General features: G+C 63.5%; 17 protein-coding genes and 1 tRNA gene. All 18 read right to left on the bottom strand.

What is annotated here, in order from left to right:
- Positions 1-40 precede the first annotated feature (40 nt).
- The 18 genes from GXP34_01670 to disA all read right to left on the bottom strand — a co-directional run bounded on the left by GXP34_01670 (position 41) and on the right by disA (position 16857).
- The gene (locus GXP34_01670) at positions 41-1009 is read right to left on the bottom strand and encodes a hypothetical protein (GenBank protein ID NOY54673.1); all 969 of its coding nucleotides are present in this window, start codon (positions 1007-1009) and stop codon (positions 41-43) included.
- Positions 1010-1016: 7 nt separating this feature from the next.
- Positions 1017-1736, bottom strand: coding sequence for an alanyl-tRNA editing protein (locus tag GXP34_01665; protein ID NOY54672.1), 720 nt, complete (start codon positions 1734-1736; stop codon positions 1017-1019).
- A gap of 39 nt (positions 1737-1775) precedes the next feature.
- Positions 1776-2480 carry an ABC transporter ATP-binding protein gene (locus GXP34_01660; protein NOY54671.1) on the bottom strand — a complete coding sequence of 235 codons (705 nt, stop codon included), beginning with the start codon at positions 2478-2480 and terminating at the stop codon, positions 1776-1778.
- 23 nt (positions 2481-2503) lie between these two features.
- Positions 2504-3292, bottom strand: a complete 789-nt coding sequence (locus tag GXP34_01655) for an ABC transporter ATP-binding protein (protein NOY54670.1) — start codon at positions 3290-3292, stop codon at positions 2504-2506.
- Positions 3292-5082 carry a hypothetical protein gene (locus tag GXP34_01650; protein ID NOY54669.1) on the bottom strand — a complete coding sequence of 597 codons (1791 nt, stop codon included), beginning with the start codon at positions 5080-5082 and terminating at the stop codon, positions 3292-3294. The genes GXP34_01655 and GXP34_01650 overlap by 1 nt, the downstream gene beginning before the upstream one ends.
- The gene (locus GXP34_01645; GenBank protein ID NOY54668.1) at positions 5079-6158 is read right to left on the bottom strand and encodes a branched-chain amino acid ABC transporter permease; all 1080 of its coding nucleotides are present in this window, start codon (positions 6156-6158) and stop codon (positions 5079-5081) included. Before GXP34_01645 ends, GXP34_01650 begins: the two co-directional genes overlap by 4 nt.
- A 76-nt stretch (positions 6159-6234) precedes the next feature.
- Entirely contained in the window at positions 6235-7494 is a 1260-nt protein-coding gene (locus tag GXP34_01640; GenBank protein ID NOY54667.1) for an ABC transporter substrate-binding protein, read from the bottom strand.
- A 219-nt stretch (positions 7495-7713) separates the two neighbouring features.
- Positions 7714-8961, bottom strand: coding sequence for an AI-2E family transporter (locus tag GXP34_01635; protein NOY54666.1), 1248 nt, complete (start codon positions 8959-8961; stop codon positions 7714-7716).
- Positions 8962-8973: 12 nt separating this feature from the next.
- Positions 8974-9807 (bottom strand): hypothetical protein, encoded by an 834-nt coding sequence (locus GXP34_01630; protein NOY54665.1) that lies wholly within the window; start codon positions 9805-9807, stop codon positions 8974-8976.
- Positions 9808-9854: 47 nt separating this feature from the next.
- On the bottom strand, positions 9855-10355 hold the full coding sequence (locus GXP34_01625) for a LytR C-terminal domain-containing protein (GenBank protein NOY54664.1): 501 nt from the start codon (positions 10353-10355) through the stop codon (positions 9855-9857).
- 50 nt (positions 10356-10405) lie between these two features.
- Positions 10406-10654, bottom strand: a complete 249-nt coding sequence (locus GXP34_01620) for a DUF3263 domain-containing protein (protein NOY54663.1) — start codon at positions 10652-10654, stop codon at positions 10406-10408.
- 57 nt (positions 10655-10711) lie between these two features.
- Positions 10712-10784, bottom strand: a tRNA-Thr gene (locus GXP34_01615).
- A 242-nt stretch (positions 10785-11026) separates the two neighbouring features.
- Positions 11027-11752: a 23S rRNA (guanosine(2251)-2'-O)-methyltransferase RlmB gene (gene rlmB, locus GXP34_01610; protein NOY54662.1), complete on the bottom strand. Its 726-nt coding sequence runs from the start codon at positions 11750-11752 to the stop codon at positions 11027-11029.
- Positions 11727-13133 (bottom strand): cysteine--tRNA ligase, encoded by a 1407-nt coding sequence (locus GXP34_01605; protein ID NOY54661.1) that lies wholly within the window; start codon positions 13131-13133, stop codon positions 11727-11729. The genes rlmB and GXP34_01605 overlap by 26 nt, the downstream gene beginning before the upstream one ends.
- 21 nt (positions 13134-13154) lie before the next feature.
- Positions 13155-13640: a 2-C-methyl-D-erythritol 2,4-cyclodiphosphate synthase gene (gene ispF, locus GXP34_01600; protein ID NOY54660.1), complete on the bottom strand. Its 486-nt coding sequence runs from the start codon at positions 13638-13640 to the stop codon at positions 13155-13157.
- A 10-nt stretch (positions 13641-13650) separates the two neighbouring features.
- Positions 13651-14694, bottom strand: a complete 1044-nt coding sequence (locus GXP34_01595) for a PIN domain nuclease (GenBank protein ID NOY54659.1) — start codon at positions 14692-14694, stop codon at positions 13651-13653.
- A complete protein-coding gene (locus GXP34_01590; protein ID NOY54658.1) occupies positions 14691-15197 on the bottom strand; it encodes a CarD family transcriptional regulator in 507 nt (168 codons plus the stop codon). Before GXP34_01590 ends, GXP34_01595 begins: the two co-directional genes overlap by 4 nt.
- A gap of 598 nt (positions 15198-15795) precedes the next feature.
- The gene (gene disA, locus GXP34_01585; GenBank protein NOY54657.1) at positions 15796-16857 is read right to left on the bottom strand and encodes a DNA integrity scanning protein DisA; all 1062 of its coding nucleotides are present in this window, start codon (positions 16855-16857) and stop codon (positions 15796-15798) included.
- Positions 16858-17158 lie beyond the last annotated feature (301 nt).

Here is a 17158-nt window from a genome sequence, read left to right as displayed (position 1 = left end):
CGTCGGCCCTGGAGGAGCCTCTTGGGGGAGGAAACGGGAATCAGCCCTGGAACACTTCGACCACCATCAGTCCGAGCGGTCCGGCGACCACGCCGATACCGACTCGAGTGAACTCGGGTCGCAGGATGTTCTCGCGATGCGCCGGGCTGGCCATCAGGCCGTCGTGCACCGTCTTGGCCGTCGAGGCCAACGCGAGGTTCTCTCCCAGGACGCGATACGGAATCCCGGCCTTCTTCACTCGATCGACAACGTTGCCGGTCACCGGCGACTCATGGCTGAAGAACCCTCCGACATACATCTCCTCGGCGTAGGCCTGACCGACGCCGGCCAGCGCCGCCGACCAGGCCAGCGGATCGAGTCCTTCCTCGACACGGGAACGGTTGAGGAGATCGAAGATCTCCGCTGCCGCCTTGTCGTCGGTCCTGAGGTCGTCCTCGGCCGCGGCGGGAAGCTCGAGTGTCTCACCTTTCTGAAGGATGACCTCCTTGCCGCCAACGAGCTCCTGCATATTCAGCAGAGCTTCGAGCACCCGATCCCCTGCGATCGACTGGAAGACCGTTTGCGGCAACGCATCCGGGTCGGTCAGATAGGTGGCGACTCTGGAGTTGTCGAGTTGGTCTGCCGCCGACGGCGGCAGTGGGAGCACGGCCAGCAGGGACAAGATCAGAACGGCAAGGAACAACGCCCACGTCAGAGCCAGCACCGCCCCAAAGAGCCGGTTCGACAATGCAAGGCCGGGAAGGGAGAAGAGCCGCTGAAGGAAATGGGCGCCGATGCTCGCCACGATCCCCACGGCGAGGAAGATTGCAAAGCCGCCGATGAGGCGCGAGACCACGTCGGACGTTCCGGCCCAGTTGCGCACGAATGCGCCGGCAGGGCCACTGAGTCGGAATGCGAGGGCGAGCCCGACGATCAGACCGATGAGGTCCATCAGCTCGCGCACGAATCCACGCAGCCAGCCCCGCACGAACAGGCCGGCGAAGTACAGGCCGAGGATGAAGTCGATCAAGAGTCGATCACCGCTCGAGCTCGATGCGCATCCGTTTGTTCCCTTTCCCCTTGGACTGTGTCTTGACGACCCGGACCCTGCCGACCTCGGCCGTCGAACGGACGTGGGTCCCTCCGTCGGCCTGCTTGTCGAGACCTTCGATCTCGATCACGCGGATCGGATCGATCGACGGCGGCAAGAGGCTGACCTTGGTCCGGATCAGCTCCGGATCTGCAAGGGCCTCGTCCCGAGGCAGGAACAGCACGTGGATGGGACGGTCGGCGCCGAGTTCGGTGTTGAGCCGTTCCTCGACGCGATGGCCGAACTCCACCGAGATCGAGTCCAGCTCGAAATCCATCCGGGCGGCACCGGGCTCCATGTTGCCGCCCGTGACCTTGGCATCGAAGTCCTGCCAGATGATCGCAGAGAGCGCGTGCAGGGCGGTGTGAGTGCGCATCAGGAGATGGCGACGGTCCCAGTCGATCTCTGCGGTCACGGTCGTCCCCACCGCCGGTGGCTCCCCATCGAGGACGTGAACCGGGACACCGGACGAACGGATCGTGTCGGTGACGGCGACGCTGCCCCCATCCCACCGAAGTACGCCGGTGTCGCCGGGCTGACCCCCTCCGCGTGGATAGAAGACGGTCCGGTCGAGTACGACACCCTGCCCGGTCACGTCGACGACCAGCGCCTCGGTGGTTCGAGCGTAGGCGTCGGTCGCGGCGATCTCGTGTGTGATGGGCTCCATCTGCCCTGCCACATTAGACCGGTCTCGACCCGGATTCGATCAGTCGATCTCTCCGAGATACGCCTGACGCATCTGGGGGTTCGCAAGTAACCGCTCGGCAGTGTCGGCGAGCACGATCCTCCCGGTTTGCAGCACATAGCCACGGTCGGCGATCGACAAGGCCATGTTGGCGTTCTGCTCCACCATGAAGATGGCGGTGCCCTGCTCCTTGTTGACCTGCTGGATGATGTCGAAGTTCTGTGCGACGAACACCGGCGCCAACCCCATGGAGGGCTCGTCCATCAACAGCACCTTCGGACGCGCCATGAGTGCCCGCCCCATGGCCACCATCTGCTGTTCGCCCCCGGAGAGTGTGCCGGCCCGCTGATTGAGCCTCTCCTTCACCCGGGGAAACAGATCGAAGACCCGCTCGAGGTCTTCTTCCACTCCCCGGCGGTCCCTCCTGAGATACGTACCCATCTCGAGGTTCTCTCTGACGGTCATCCGCTTGAAGAGCCTGCGATTCTCGGGAACCATCGTGATGCCGCGGTCGACGATCTTGGTCGTGGGAAGCCCACTCACCTTCTCGCCGTCGAGGCGAACTTCACCGTCCGACGGCGTCACATACCCGAGAATCGTCTTGAGCGTCGTCGTCTTGCCCGACGCGTTGCCGCCCAGCAAACAGACGATCTCACCGTCGTAGATCTCGACGTTGACGTCGCGGAGCATCTGAATGGCGCCATAGTGGGTATCGACGCCGACCATCTCGAGGACCGGTGTCCGAGCAGTCACTTCGAATCCTTCTCGGTCCGGCGTCCCAGGTACGCCTCGATGACCTGCGGGTTGTGAGCGACCTCCTCGTAGCTGCCGTCGGCGATCTTCTTTCCGTAGTCGATGACGACGACACGGTCGGAAACGCCCTTGACGACCCGCATGTCGTGCTCGATGACCAAGATCGTAAACCCCTTCTTGTCGCGAAGCCGACCGATCAACTGGGCGATCTCGGCCGTCTCTTTCGGGTTCATCCCGGCGGTGGGCTCGTCGAGCAGGATGAGTTTCGGGGACGACGCCATCGCTCGGGCGATCTCCAGCCGGCGTCGATTCGCGTACGACAGCATGTATGCCTCCTGGTCGAGGCGGTATCCGACGAGCCGGGTCCCGAAGAATGCAAGGGTTTCCTCAGCGATGCGCTTGGTCTCCTCCTCTTCCCGCCGAAACTTCGGCGTGCGGAGCACTGCGGAGATGACACCCGACTTCGTACGGCAGTGACGAGCCACCATGACGTTCTCACGAATGGTCATCGTCGGGAACAGCCGTACGTTCTGGAACGTGCGACTGATCCCCAGCTTGATGACCTGGCTCGGTGCGAGACCGACGATGTTCTCGGAGTCGAAGTTGATCTGGCCCGAGTCCGGCGGCATCATTCCGGTGATGAGGTTGAACAGGGTCGTCTTCCCGGCCCCGTTCGGACCGATGACGCTGACGATCTCACCCTTCTCCACGTGCAGGTCCAGGCCATTGATTGCAGTCAAACCCCCGAATGTCTTGCGAAGGGCCTTCGTCTCGAAGAGCGGCATCACACGTCTCCCTCGGCCGGCTCATCCCCGGCGTCGGCTTGGTAGATATCCATCCAGGCATCCTGGAGCAGTTCATCCTTGTGCAGCTCCTTGGCCCTTCGTCGACTCGGAATGAATCCTTCCGGCCGTTTGATCATCATGAATATCAGGAGCACGCCGTAGAGCAGGAACTTGTACTCGGAGAACTCGCGCAGCAGTTCGGGCATCGCGATCAGCACGACGGCACCGAGCGCTACACCGGGGATGCTGCCCATACCACCCACGATGATGATCACGAGCACGGTGATCGACACGACGATGTTGAACGAGTGCGGGAAGATCGCCCCGATCTTGGCGGAGAACAGCGCACCTCCGAGGCTGGCCAGCACCGCGCCGACGATGAACGCCGACAGCTTGGCCGTGACGATGTTCACCCCCATCGTCTCCGCGACCGACTCGTCCTCGCGCATCGCCATCCATGCGCGGCCTATCCGCGATTTCTGTAACGACAGCGATACGTATACGGCGAGCAGCACGAAGATGAAGATCGGGAAGAAGAAGTTCTGCGGGGTCTTGATGATGATCGGGCCGATGGTCATCGTCGGAATGTTGATGATGCCCTGTGCACCGCCAAACTCCGGCGCCAGCGCCTCCGAGTTGAGCAGGATCCGAGCGATCTCGCCGAAACCGAGCGTGACGATCGCCAAGTAGTCACCGCGCATCCGTAGCACGGGGGCCCCGACGAGGAGCCCTGCGACGGCGGCGGCGAGCATCACGAACGGAAGCGCTCCCCACAGCGTCATCTCCGGCGTCCACCTCGGCGAGTTGGGAGACGTCAGGATTGCCGCCGTGTATGCGCCGACGGCGAAAAAGGCCACGTATCCCAGATCGAGCAGACCGGCGAACCCCACCACGATGTTGAGGCCGAGCGCCATCAACAGGAAGAGACCCGCGAGATCGAGCACCTCGGAGAGAAAGGACCCCAGGATGCTGGGAAGCACCGCCAGCGCGAGGAAAACGAGGACGACCGCCACCAGGGAGACCCGAACTCGCTGCTGCTGATTCAGTTGCTCGAAGCGGCCTCGAACCGTCGTCTTGCGACCACCGAGGTACCAGTAGATACCGAAGAAGACGATGCCGATGACGACTGCTCCCCGCACCGAGAGCCCACCGGAGCGGGCATAGAGCATCTGGTTGAGTCCCGGCACACGGAAACCACGGAAGAACTGCTGGAACACATCTTCGAGCAACCCCCACAACAGCACCCATGCGAGGCTGTAGAGAATGCTCCGGCGAAGTCGAGCAGGCAAGAGGTGCACGACGCCCCCGGACGCCCCGACGACGGTGCTCACCAAGGGAACCACGACGGCCGCCGCTCCGGCGCCGAGGCCGAATCGCAGGAGCTGGACCATGGCCGGAGAAACGGAAGGAAATGTCGTTCGCAGGTCTACGGCGCCGGCCAGCAGCGAGAACCCGGTCAGGAGGACACCGCAGAGCAGTCCGGCGAGTGCGCCGGCCGCGACGTTCCGTCCCCCCAACTTCGGTGGAGCAAAGCCTTCCAGCTGCTCCGGCGGCTGAGCCGCGACGTAGCCGAACGCGAATGGGACCAGATACAGGGCCGCGTAGCCGAGTGCCAGGAACGGATCGATCAGCACACGCGATTCGAATGTTTCGACCATGCCGATGGCGGCCATCACGATGGCGACGACGCCTGCCAGCGGACCGAGCCTGATCGCGCGCCGCAGATCGACGGGCCGGGACGGTCTCAGCCCGGCTGTCCCGCGCGTATCGATCGCTGCTGCCGTACTCACCCTCGTTCCTCCGCGAGTTGCTCACCGAGAATGCCGGTCGGGCGGAAGATCAGAACGAGAACGAGGGCCACGAACGCGACGACATCGCGCAGCTGATTGAATGCCGGAACGTGGAATCCCGCAAGGACCAGGCTCGGTCCGACGCCCTCGAACAGACCGAGAGACACGCCGCCCAGCATCGCGCCGGCGATGTTACCGATACCGCCGAGCACGGCCGCGGTGAACGCCTTGATGCCAGGGAAGAAACCGGTGAGGAAATTGACGGTCGGGAAGACGAGGCCCCAGAGGGCACCCGCGGTCCCGGCCATGGCTCCGCCGACGGCAAAGACCTTGACGATGGTCCTGTCGACATTGACACCCATGAGCGCGGCCGTCTCAGGATCCTCGGCAACGGCTCGCATCGCCCGGCCCGTTCTGGTCTTCTCCACGAACAGGTAGAGGCCGGCCATCATGACCAGCGAAGCCACGATGACGACCGACTGGTTCTTCAGAATCCTGAATCCGAAGATGTCCCATGCGCCCTTGAGGGCCTCCATCGGCGGGTACGACTTGGTGCCGGCACCGAAGAGGCCTTTGAACAGGTACTGCAGAGTGAACGACGCGCCGATCGACGTGATCAGGGGGATGAGCCGCGGGGCCCCGCGAAGCGGCCGATAGGCGATACGCTCGACCAACACGGCGACCGTGGTCGACGTGGTCATGCTCACGAGGAGCACGATGAGGAGTGACTGGACCGGATGGGCGTTCCAGAACCCCGCGTTCTGGAGCGCGTCGGCGGCGAAAAACCCGATCATCGCTCCACTCATGAACACTTCGCCGTGGGCAAAGTTGATGAACTTCAGCACGCCGTAGACCATCGTGTAGCCCAGAGCGATCAGCGCGTACATCGAGCCCTGCGCGAAACCGAACACGATCAGGTCTTTCCACTGATCTCCGGTCAGCCTCCCGGACGCAAGACTGACCCAGGAGCCGTAGACGATCGCCAGGATCGCCAGGATACGAATCCCCCACAGGAAGACCGTGACGAAACCGACACGCCGTACGTGGACATGATCCACAGCCATTTGCTCTGCCATAGTCAGGTGGTACCTCAGGCATTATCCGGCGCCGCCACGAGGCGGCGCCGGACAACGCCCATAGTCTCGTCGATCGCTACTGACCGGGCCTGAACTCGTACAGCACGTTCGCCTTCACCGCAGTGATGTCCGCCGTGGCATCGGTGTTCTGCACGATGTCGATAACGGCATCGGCGCAGTCACCAAACTGGTTACAGACGATGTGCCCGGTCAACCCCTGTATGTCCGTCTTGTACAGAGCGTCGCGCAGGTCCTTCATGTCGATGTACAGCACGTCACCCTTCTGCTGGGCGACGGCCTCGATCGCGTCGAGCAGCATGATGGCCGCATCGTGAGCTTGCGCGTGGAACGCCTGAATCGGCTTCTCACCGAACTTGGACTCATAGGTCTTCACGAAGTCGGCGTAGGCCGCCGTCTTCGGCGTGGCAGGACCCGAGAAGTACATGCCCTTCGTCTGCGGAAGCACCACGTAGGTGTCCGACAGCAGACCGTCTGCACCCATGAGCTTCACGTCCTCCAACCCCGAGACTTCCTTCGCCTGGCCGGCAATGAAGTCACCCGCAGGCTGGAAGATCGGGAAGAAGATCAGCTGGGCGCCCGAGGCCGCAACCTCGGTCAGCACCGGCCGCATGTCCGTGTCCGTGGCACCGATGGCCGTTGCCAGAACGATGTCGCCACCGAGATCCTTGAACGACTTGCCGAACGCAGTCGTCAGGCCCTGCGTGTACGGGTCACCGTCATTGATCGTCGAGACCTTGGTCAGGCCGAGCTTCGTGTACACGAAGTTCGCTGCGGCAGCACCCTGAACGGCGTCATTGTGGGCCGTCCGGTAGTAGCCGGGCTGCCATGCCGCGCCCTTCACTCCCCCAACTTCGGTCAGCACAGGCGACGTGTTGGATCCCGAGATCATGACACGTCCGGCCTCGGAGACGATCTTGGATGCCGGAACACCGGCGCCCGAACAGCTCGTCCCGATAACACCGATGACCTGCGGGTCGGACACGATCCGCTGAGCACCCGTGGTACCACCCTCGGAACTGCAAAGGTCGTCTTCCTTGAAGGCCAAGTCGACCTTATGGCCGAGAATCTCCGGCTTCTCGTCGATGGCGATCTCGACACCGCGCACCTGGTCTTGGCCAAGGCTGGCCACAGCGCCGCTCATGGCCTGCAACGTCGCGATCTTGATCGGCTCATCGGCTCCGATGAGAACTCCGCCCAAGCTTGGATCCTTCGGTGTGAAGTCCTCCAACGTCGCCGGGCCGGCGCAGGCTGCAGCGACCATCGCAAATACAACCAGCACCAATAGGAGGAAAAATGTCTTTTTGTGTCCGTTCATATCGATCCTTCTGAGCATCTGGAAGACGCCCAATCGTGTTCGCCGTCAGTCCTTCCCGAACGAGTCGGGAATGGCGAGCATTCTAAACAAGGCACGTCGCGAAATGTCGAGGAGATCGCTGCCCGATCATGCTCGAACGTCGCTTCATCAGGACGTCGGTCGGGTGTGCAACGTGTCGGGAGCCGTCATCGGCACACCAAGAAAACCTTTGACCCGGACCTACCGGGACGCCGGATCCTCGGTATCCGTGCGGGTCTGAACCGCTTCGCCATCCGGCTCGCCGCCCGGTTCGTCGTGCGACTCGTGCATCGAACCGCCACGGCGAAGTCTCGCCATCAAACTCTCCCTGCCCGGAGGAACGTACTCCGGCGCCACCGCCTCGGCGGCCTCTTCCCACGACTCTCCCAGCACCCTCGTCCTCCAGAAGTGCCCGGCCACGACTTTGAAGACGGCGGCCACCGGCACCGCGACGAGCAGACCGAAGAACCCGCCCAGCGATGCACCGAGGAGCAGGGAAAGCAGGATGAATACGGGGTGCAGTTGCACCCGCTTTCTGAGAATGTTCGGGCTGATCACGTGGTTGTCGAACTGCTGGACCGCGGCGAACATGGCTACCGACCAGATGGCGGTGGCAGCGTCCTTGAACAGCAGCGACAGCAGGCCGGCCAGGGCGCCGCCGACCCACGGCCCGATGAACGGGATGATGTTCAACAGACCGGCGGTCATCCCGATCACCAGCCAGAAGGGAACCCCGAGAATCCGCAGTCCGATGCTCGAGAGAATGCCGACGATCAGCGCCACGAGAAGCTGTCCCCGCACGAACCCGCCCATGACTCTCCCGACCTGCGTCGACACATGCACGATCTCAGCGCGGACCCGTTCCGGCAGCAGATTCCGAGTCCGCTGCTTGATACCCGGAAGATCCATGAGGATGTAGAACGCGAGGACAGGACCCAGTGCGAACACTGCGATGACTTGCATGCCGGTGCGTGCAAACGCTCCCGCCTGACCAAGAATCTCCTGGATTCGTTCCGGACTGAAGAACGAAGCCGCCCACTGCTGGATCGACTGCATGTCGAGGACGTTGACGGCGAAGCCGAACCGCCTGCCTACGTCGGTGACGAACACACCCACGTCGTCGACGATCTGAGGAACCCGGTCGGCGAACTCCTGGAACTGATCCTGAATGATCGGCACGACGAGGAACCCGATCAGCACCATCAGACCGATGAACAACAGGTAGGACAGACAGGATCCGACCAACCGGTGGACGTGGTGTCTCTGGAGAAGATCGACGAGTGGTGCCAGCAGATAGATCAGCGCGACGGCCAGTACCAACGGCGGCCAGACCACCCTGACGGCCTCTGCAAGCCAGACAAGGGCGACAAGGAGGAGAATCGCTCCGACCACGCTCCACGACACGATCCCAGCTCGCTTGATCTGCTCGTATCCTGGGAGTTTCGTCATTGGGCCCTCAGCTTATCGTTGTTTGATCACCACTCGCGACCCTTCGGTTACAGAAACCTCGATGGCAGGGCCCTGCCCCGCGGATCGGTAGCCGCCGCTCGTCGTTTCCCACCCTCCAGGCACCGTCGCCGTCCCCTTCACCTCGACGAGCACGCCGGAAGGGACTTCGACGACCACGGACCCGGACACCACGACGAGCATCCCCTCGACGGGTGGCCCCAGCAGGACGCTTCCGCTCCCCGAGAACTCGGCCGACCGGACGTCGAGTGATCGAAGGTCGGCGGCGAACTCCGGAGACGTGAGCGACAGATTCCATGCCGGCTCCGGGGCGAGCCGAATCGCCCATCCGTTGGTCCGAAACCATCGTCCACCGTCTTTCTGACGGATCTCGATGAACATCGTCTCCTCGCCGCCCCCACGTTCCAGCGCCTCCGGGACCCCGAGACGTCCGCCCTCCCTGTCGAGCTTGACCGTGTAGAGAGCACCCTCTCCCGAATCGAGGACCAGCTTCCCGGGCAGATCGACCTTCAACGAAACGACCGAAGCCGTGTCCGATCCCGGTCCGGTCAGGTCCGCTGCCGCGGAAGGGAGTCGAGACCATCCGAGGAGGTGCAGACTCACCGTCACCCCGAGGACCGTGATGAGCAGCATGGGAAAGATCGCACCGATGCGCGAGGAGTCGGTTCGACGCCACGGACGGAAAGCCACCGCGACCAGCGCTGCCAGCGCCAGCAGCGGCCAGAAGGAGACGATGTCGAGAATCACGCTCGGAGCGAGGACCCCGCCGACGATGCCCGCGGCGATCGACACGCCGCCGAGGACCACCATCAGCCACGCCCAAATCACCCAGAAGCCGGTAGGTAGCCTCTTCCCGCGGTTTCCGCTGAGTCGATTCACCCCTTGTACGAAGCGCCGATCACCACGAGGATGTCGACGTCCAACGGTTCGGGCGCTTCCTCGACGATCGCACCCGGCACGAACCCGGATGCCAGCACGGCCGCTTCGCGATCGAAACCGCTCGAGTACCAGACATGTGTCGTGTCGAGCGTCTGCGAGTAGTTGTCGCTATCCGCCATCTCGTAGCCACGGGTCGCGAGTGCCTCACTGAGGGAAGCAGCGAGTCCGTTGCGATCGGTGGAATTGACGACCTGGACCTGCACCTCCGACGGGTCACGAACTGCGATCGTCGTCGTGGCAAGGACCGCTGCCGTCGTGGTGGGGGCCGTCGTCGTAGGGACCGTCGTGATAAGAGCCGTCGTGGTGGGAGCCGTCGTCGTCACCTCCGCAAGGACCGCCGCGGTGGAGGTGCTCGTCGATCCTCCCAGCAACTTCGGAATCAGCAACACCCCGCCGAACACGACAACGCCCCAGAAGAGCACCTTCAGCGAGAACATACCGAGTTCCCTGAAGAACCCACCGAGCCCGGGCGCAGCGTGTCGACCCATCAGGTCTTCGCCGAATCGGCTCGAAGTGACGCCGATCGGGCCCTCGTCGCCTTCATGCGTTGAAGACGACGTATGGTCAACGGGTCGTAGTCCAAGGCTTCGGGTGCATCGATGAGCCGCCGAAGGATCCCGTAGTAGCTTCCGGCGCTCACCCCGAGATGCTCACGAATTGCACGGTCTTTCGGACCGGGCAGCATCCACCACGAACGTTCGAAATCGAGCACCATCTTGTCTCGCTGGGAGAGCATCACCAACCTCCGAGCGAAAGCGTATCTGCCTTCACCCGCGGACCGGCGGATTTCCGGAGCTGGCGGAGGGAATCGAACCCACGACCTGCCGCTTACAAGGCGGCTGCTCTGCCGACTGAGCTACGCCAGCGATCGGCCCCCGGCAAGCATCCGGTGGCTGGGAAAGGAGGATAGACACTCCTCGGTCTCTTTCCTCCCCCCTCAGGGGGAAGTGGCCGAGGCGAGGAACGAGCCGACGTCGATGGGGGTCTCTTTCCTTCCCCCTCAGGGGGAAGTGGCCGAGTCTTCGAGGCGATGGGGGTGTACCCGCGTGGCGCCGGTCGCTCAGTGGCTCCACCCCATCCCCCTCGCTTCGCTCGGGTACCTCCCCTGCTAGGGGAAGGAAGAGCGAACCCGGGCCACCTCGAACATCGCCAATGCCGCCGCCACCGAGGCGTTCAGACTCTCGACCGCGCCTGCCATCGGAATGTGGGCCAGGACGTCGCAGCGCTTCGCCACGAGTCGACCGAGCCCCTGTCCCTCCCCTCCGACGACGACGGCCATCGGTTCGGTCAGCAGGTCGAAGTCGAAGATGGAGGTGTCACCGTCGGCACTCAACCCGATGGTCCACAGTCCCAACTGCTTGAGCCTCGCGACTGCGTCTGCACTGGATGGATGCACACATACCCGCAGTCGCTCGAACGCGCCGGCTGCAGCCTTGAACGCGGTCGGACCGAGCGGCGCCGATCTCCGATCGGAAACGACCAGACCGGTCATGCCTGCGGCAACCGCGGATCTGACGACCGCCCCGACGTTGTGCGGATCCTGAAGATGGTCGAGCACCACAACCGCTGCGGGCGCCGGATCGATGAGCTCGTCGAGAGCAACCGTTCGGATGGGCCGGGCAAGTGCTCTCACCCCCTGCGGGACCGCCGTCACCGCCTCGAGCTCGTCGACGACTTTGACACCCACGCCCTGCTCGCGAGCGTGAGACATCAGGTCTTCGAGTTTCGGAAGCCTGGCGCGTTCGACGATCAGGGTCTCGACCCTGCCACGATCGAGTGCCGCCTCGACGGCATGAACGCCTTCGAGTTCAGCGCCGATGCCAGCGCGCGCCATCAGCAGTGTCCTCGAGGACGACTCCGAGATCATCGAGTCGTTTCCGCACGGAATCGGCAGTGGCCCAGTCACGCTCATCGCGTGCAACGCGTCGGGCGGCGATCAACCGTTCCACCGTTTCTTCGGCCGTCGCACCGGGACCGATGCCGAGTTCTTCGGCCAGTGCAGCCAATTCCATTCTCAACTCGTCGAGGCTCTCGGACGGGGGAATCAGGCCCAACACACCTGCGATCACATCGAACGCCGAGAAGATCGGCCCCGCGTCTTCCCCGGCGTCGATTCTCCGGTTTCCCTCTCGCACCACATCGAAGAGGATCCCCACCGCCTCCGGCGTATTGAAGTCGTCGTCCATCGCTTCTTCGAATCGTGCGATCGCCGCTTCGTCGGGTTCCGTCGACAGCTCGCCCGGTCCGCGGCGACGAAACGTCCACAGCCTCTCGACGGATGCCTTCGCGTCCGCCAGCAGAGCCTCCGAGTACTCCTGAGGGGTTCGGTAGTGGGCGCGAAGATAGAACAGTCGAATCGCCATCGGCGTGAAGCGATCGATGGCCTCCTCCAGGCCGATCACCTGGCCCGTCGACTTTGCCATCTTCTCGCCACCGAGATTCACCATCCCGTTGTGCAGCCAGTAGCGAGCGAACCGCCGGCCGGTCGCACCTTCAGATTGGGCGATCTCGTTTTCGTGGTGAGGAAAGATCAGATCTGTACCCCCACCATGAATGTCGAAACCGTTTCCGAGGTACTTCATCGACATCGCAGAGCATTCGATGTGCCAGCCAGGCCGGCCGGGGCCCCACGGAGAGTCCCATTGCGGCTCTCCGGGCTTTGCTGCCTTCCACAGAGCGAAATCGAGCGGATCGCGCTTGTGCTCCCCGGGTTCGACACGGGCTCCCGAGATGAGCTCGTCGATTCGGTGACCGGACAGCTCCCCGTATTTGGGGAACGAGCGAACGACGAAGTAGACATCCCCACCCGACTCGTAGGCGTGGTCACGCTCGATCAGGATCGTGATCAGGTTCTGCATCTCGGAGATGTGATCGGTTGCTCGCGGTTCCACGTCGGGAACGAGCGCACCGAGAGCCCGGTATGCGGCCCGGAAACGATCGGTCATCTCTTTCGCGAGCTCCTCGACCGGCACGTTGCGCTCCTGCGCGGCGGCGATGATCTTGTCTTCCACATCGGTGACGTTCTGCACGAAGGTCACCTCGTAGCCTCGCCATTGCAGGTACCGGCGAATGACATCGAACGCGACGGCCGCCCTGCCGTGCCCCACGTGTGGATCGGACTGCACGGTCGGGCCACACAGGTAGATGGCCACCTTGCCGGGATCCCGTGTCGTGAACTCCTCGTACCGACGACCGAGCGTGTTGAAGACCTTCATTACCGCCGATGGTACCGAGCGTCAGACGACGGGCGCCAGTTCGCCGATGACGACGGCGACCGCGGCGATCCCTTCATCTCGACCGGTGAATCCCATACCGTCGGTCGAAGTTGCCTTGACCGAGACCGCCACCAGGTCGACACCCAGCGCGTCTGCGAGACGACGGCGGATCTCCTCGCGGATCGGGGAGATGCGGACCGTCTCGGCGACCACCGTCACATCGATGTGGTCGACGGTCAGCCCCACGGCCCGGCACCGCGACACCACCGACTCGAGCAGTTCCATGCTGTCCGCCCCCTGCCATCGAACATCACCGGACGGAAAGAATGTTCCAAGATCTCCAAGGGCTGCGGCCCCCAGCAACGCATCGGCAGCCGCGTGGGCGACAACATCGGCATCGGATGTCCCGACCAGCCCACGCAGGCCGTCGGCGACGACTCCACCCAGCACCACCGGCGCCTCGCCTCCGAACCGGTGAGCGTCGAATCCCCAACCGATCGTGCTCATGGGCGCACGCCTACGAGACCTGCCGCCCGAACAGCATCCGTCCGACGGCGGTACGAGTTGTCGCCGTGATCTCCACATCGATCTCGGAGCCGACGAGCTCGGCCGCATCCTCGACCACCACCATCGTTCCGTCATCCAGAAACGCCACACCCTGACCCGGCTCGCTGCCGGCTCGGCTCACCCTCACATGAAGGTGGTCACCCGTGGCCACCGGTACCTTCAGCGCATCGGCGAGCACCTGCGGGTTCACCACGTTGATGCCTCTCGCCGCGGCAGCCTTCGCGAGATTGTGATCCGTCGTCACCAACGAAGCTTCGGCCCTGCCGGCAACGACGATCAGCTTGGCATCGACATCTTCGAACTCGGGAACGGTCTCTTCGAGTACGGCCACGTCAGAACCCTGCACGTCGCGCAATGCCTCGAGAACATCGAGACCACGCCGTCCTCGCCGCCTGCGATCCTGATCCTTCGCGTCTGCGAGGCCCTGCAACTCGTCGATCACGAATTCGGGAATCCACAGCCGTCCACGCAGAAGGCCGAGACGCGCGAGGTTCAGCACCCGCCCATCGATGGCCGCCGAGGAGTCCAACAGGTAGCCGGATGCATCCAGAGACCTGGTGACGAGACCACCGCGCCTTCTGAGGCCGGTCGCGGCAAGAATCTCATCGGCGCGTCCCGAAAACAGCCGTGCCCCGGCAATCGAAAAGACGACAACGACGAGAACCGCGAGAGGCAGCCAGATCTCCGGTGGGAGGAAGATGATGAGGGGAAGCCCGACGACCAGTCCGACGAACATGCCGACCACCAGTCCAAACGCTCCGGCGAAGAGCTCCGGGCCACTCGAGCGAGGAACCACGACCTTCGGCATGTCCTCCAGCGAGGAATGAAACCGTCTGCCGAGCACACCCCCCAGCACATACCCCGTGCCCGCACCCAGGATCGCGCCCAGGACCTGAGCGGTGTCCGGGTTGGCCGCGTGCACGGCGAGGCCCGTTCGATAGCCGACGGCCGTCAGCGCCAGCGTGATGAGCAGGCGCACGATCTCGACGATCACGTCGTACCGCCGGCGTCCGGCTCCTCCACGGTGGGCAGAGCCCGGTCGAGGCGTTTGGTCGCTTCTTCCTCACCCACGTTCAGCGCAAACTGCAACTCGGATGTCAACGTCAGTCGTGCACGGGAGAGCATCCTCTTGAGAGCCGGGGAGATTCCCTTGATCTGCTGCGCGTAGGTGAGATCCCTCACGACCTCGGCGACCTGGTAGATGTCCCCGCTGGTCATCTTCTCATTCAGTATCTTGTACCACCGGCTCCAGTTGCTCCCTGCCTCCTGCGGAGGATCTTTGAAGACCGCAAGAACCTTGCGTGCCTGATTCTTGGAGATCACCGGGCGAATCGTTTCCTCGATCGTGTCGACCGGGGCGAAGACGGTGAGTTGCTCCGTCGCGATCTCGAGCACGAAGTACTCCTGGCGGGAGCCGGCAACCGTCTGCCGCACTTTCTTGACGATGATCGCGGCACCGTGTTGTGGATGCACGACCTTGTCACCGACGCTGAAGATCGACGGTTTCTTGGCCGCGGGCTTCTTCGCCGCCGTCTTGGCGGTTGTCTTCTTCGCGGCAGGCTTCTTCGCCGCCGTCTTCGCAGGAGCCTTGGCCGCAGGTTTCTTCGCCGCCGTCTTCGCAACCGCTTTCTTTGCTGCGGGTTTCGCCGTCTTCGCAGGAGCCTTGGCCGCAGGTTTCTTGGCCGCGGGCTTCTTCGCCGCCGTCTTCGTGCCGGTCTTGGCCGCAGGCTTCTTCGCCGCAGGCTTCTTCGCCGCCGGCTTGGCAGCCGTTTTCTTCGCGGCAGGTTTCTTCGGTGTAGCCATAGATCCTCAGGTTGGGAGGGGGATTCTACTCGGTGGTCTCGCTGCACTCACCCGTGCTTTGCATTTCGTACTTCGTTGCGCAGCGGCAGTCGCCATGAGACGCCGGGGCGAGCGTAGCGGCTTTCGCCAGAAGCCGGAGGCCCGCCGCATCCGTACGTTTCTCGTGCTTCGTACTGCGTGTCACGACCCGCCAGGCGTCGAGACCGCGGGACGAGCGTGGTGGCTCTTGCTGAAGGTCGGCCGCGGAAGGCCCGAAACCGGCTACTGCCGTGTGCGTTGCCTGGCGGACGCGTCAGAGCGGTTCGTGGTCCCACGAATGAACGGATTCCTGCAATCGGTCGAACACTCTGCGCAGCTCCTGCGCTCTCGCCTTGCCGATCCCCGTGACAGAATCCAGCTCGGCCGCCGAGGCACTCATCATCTTCTGAAGACTCCGGAAATGCTTGGCAACACCGTCGCGAATGTTGTCCGGCAAGCGGGGAACCTGATTGAGCACGCGAATACCCAAGGGCTCTGCACGCTCGTCGAGATGTTCGAAGCCGAGAGCCTCTGCCACGGCATCCGGCTCATGTAGCTCCGCGGTGGGAACGGCCTCGAGCCGTTTGAGCCTGCGTTCGACCGTGCCCACTCGCAACGGCCGCACGTAATCTCGAACGACGAGATCCCTGAGCTCGACGACTCCCTGCATGAGATCGGTCAGCTGCAGGCGTGCAAGATCGCCGGCCCCGCCCAGCCCGATGAGATCCTCTTTGATCGAATCGCCGATCCTGCGGACGAGTTCGGCTCGCTGCACGAGCACGACAACCCGCCGATACGTGACCAGGTCGGAGACTTCCAACGGGGTGAGCCGCTCCTCCGCCTCATCGAGGCGCCTGCGAACACGCTCGAGGGTGGAAAGAGACTGGTTCACCGACGCCATGAGATCCGTCGGATCCTGCAGCTCCTGACGCATGTCATGGAGGAACAGGGTCGCCACGCGTCGATCCTCACTCACGGCAACGACCGGCTTACCCGTCTGAACGGCCACCCGTTCGGCAGTCCGATGACGGGCACCGGTCTCGACGGTCGCGATCGACGGATCCGGCAACAGGTGCACGTTGGCCCGCAGAATCTTGCTCCACGAATCGTCGATGATGATCGCACCATCCATCTTCGCCAGTTCGGCAAGCCTGGCAGACGAGAACTCGGTGCCGGAAAGATCGAAACCCCCGGAGCAGATCGCTTGAACCTCGGGTCCGTCGCCAAGGACGACGAGGGCACCGTTCTCCTCCTGGATGATACGTCCAAACGCTATCCGGATCGGAGTCCCCGGAGCGAGCCGCTGAACGGTCTGCAGGAAGAGGTCGGAGGTCATTGCTGGTGAAGACTAGTGCGGCCCCGGAACGGTTACGGGGATCAGCCGGGCTCGCTTCGCTCTTCGTACCCGGTGCTTCGTATTCGGTACCGCCGCCACCACTGCCGCAGCACCTCAGGGCGAGTGTGGCTCCTTCCCACAATCACCGCTCTCGATGCCTTGCAGAAACGCCTGGCAGGGTTGCGGCAGTTGAGCAGCCGGCGAACGGCTATCAGGAGCCGCGACGCTCGCCCCACGGTCTCGGCGCCGGGCAGGTCGCGATACGAAGTACAAGGAACGAAGTACCTGCTCGGCAACCGGC

The sequence above is a fragment of the Actinomycetota bacterium genome, from assembly GCA_013152275.1.
Lineage (GTDB): Bacteria > Actinomycetota > Acidimicrobiia > Spongiisociales > UBA4744 > BMS3Bbin01.
This window is presented reverse-complemented; position numbering and strand designations above follow the sequence as displayed.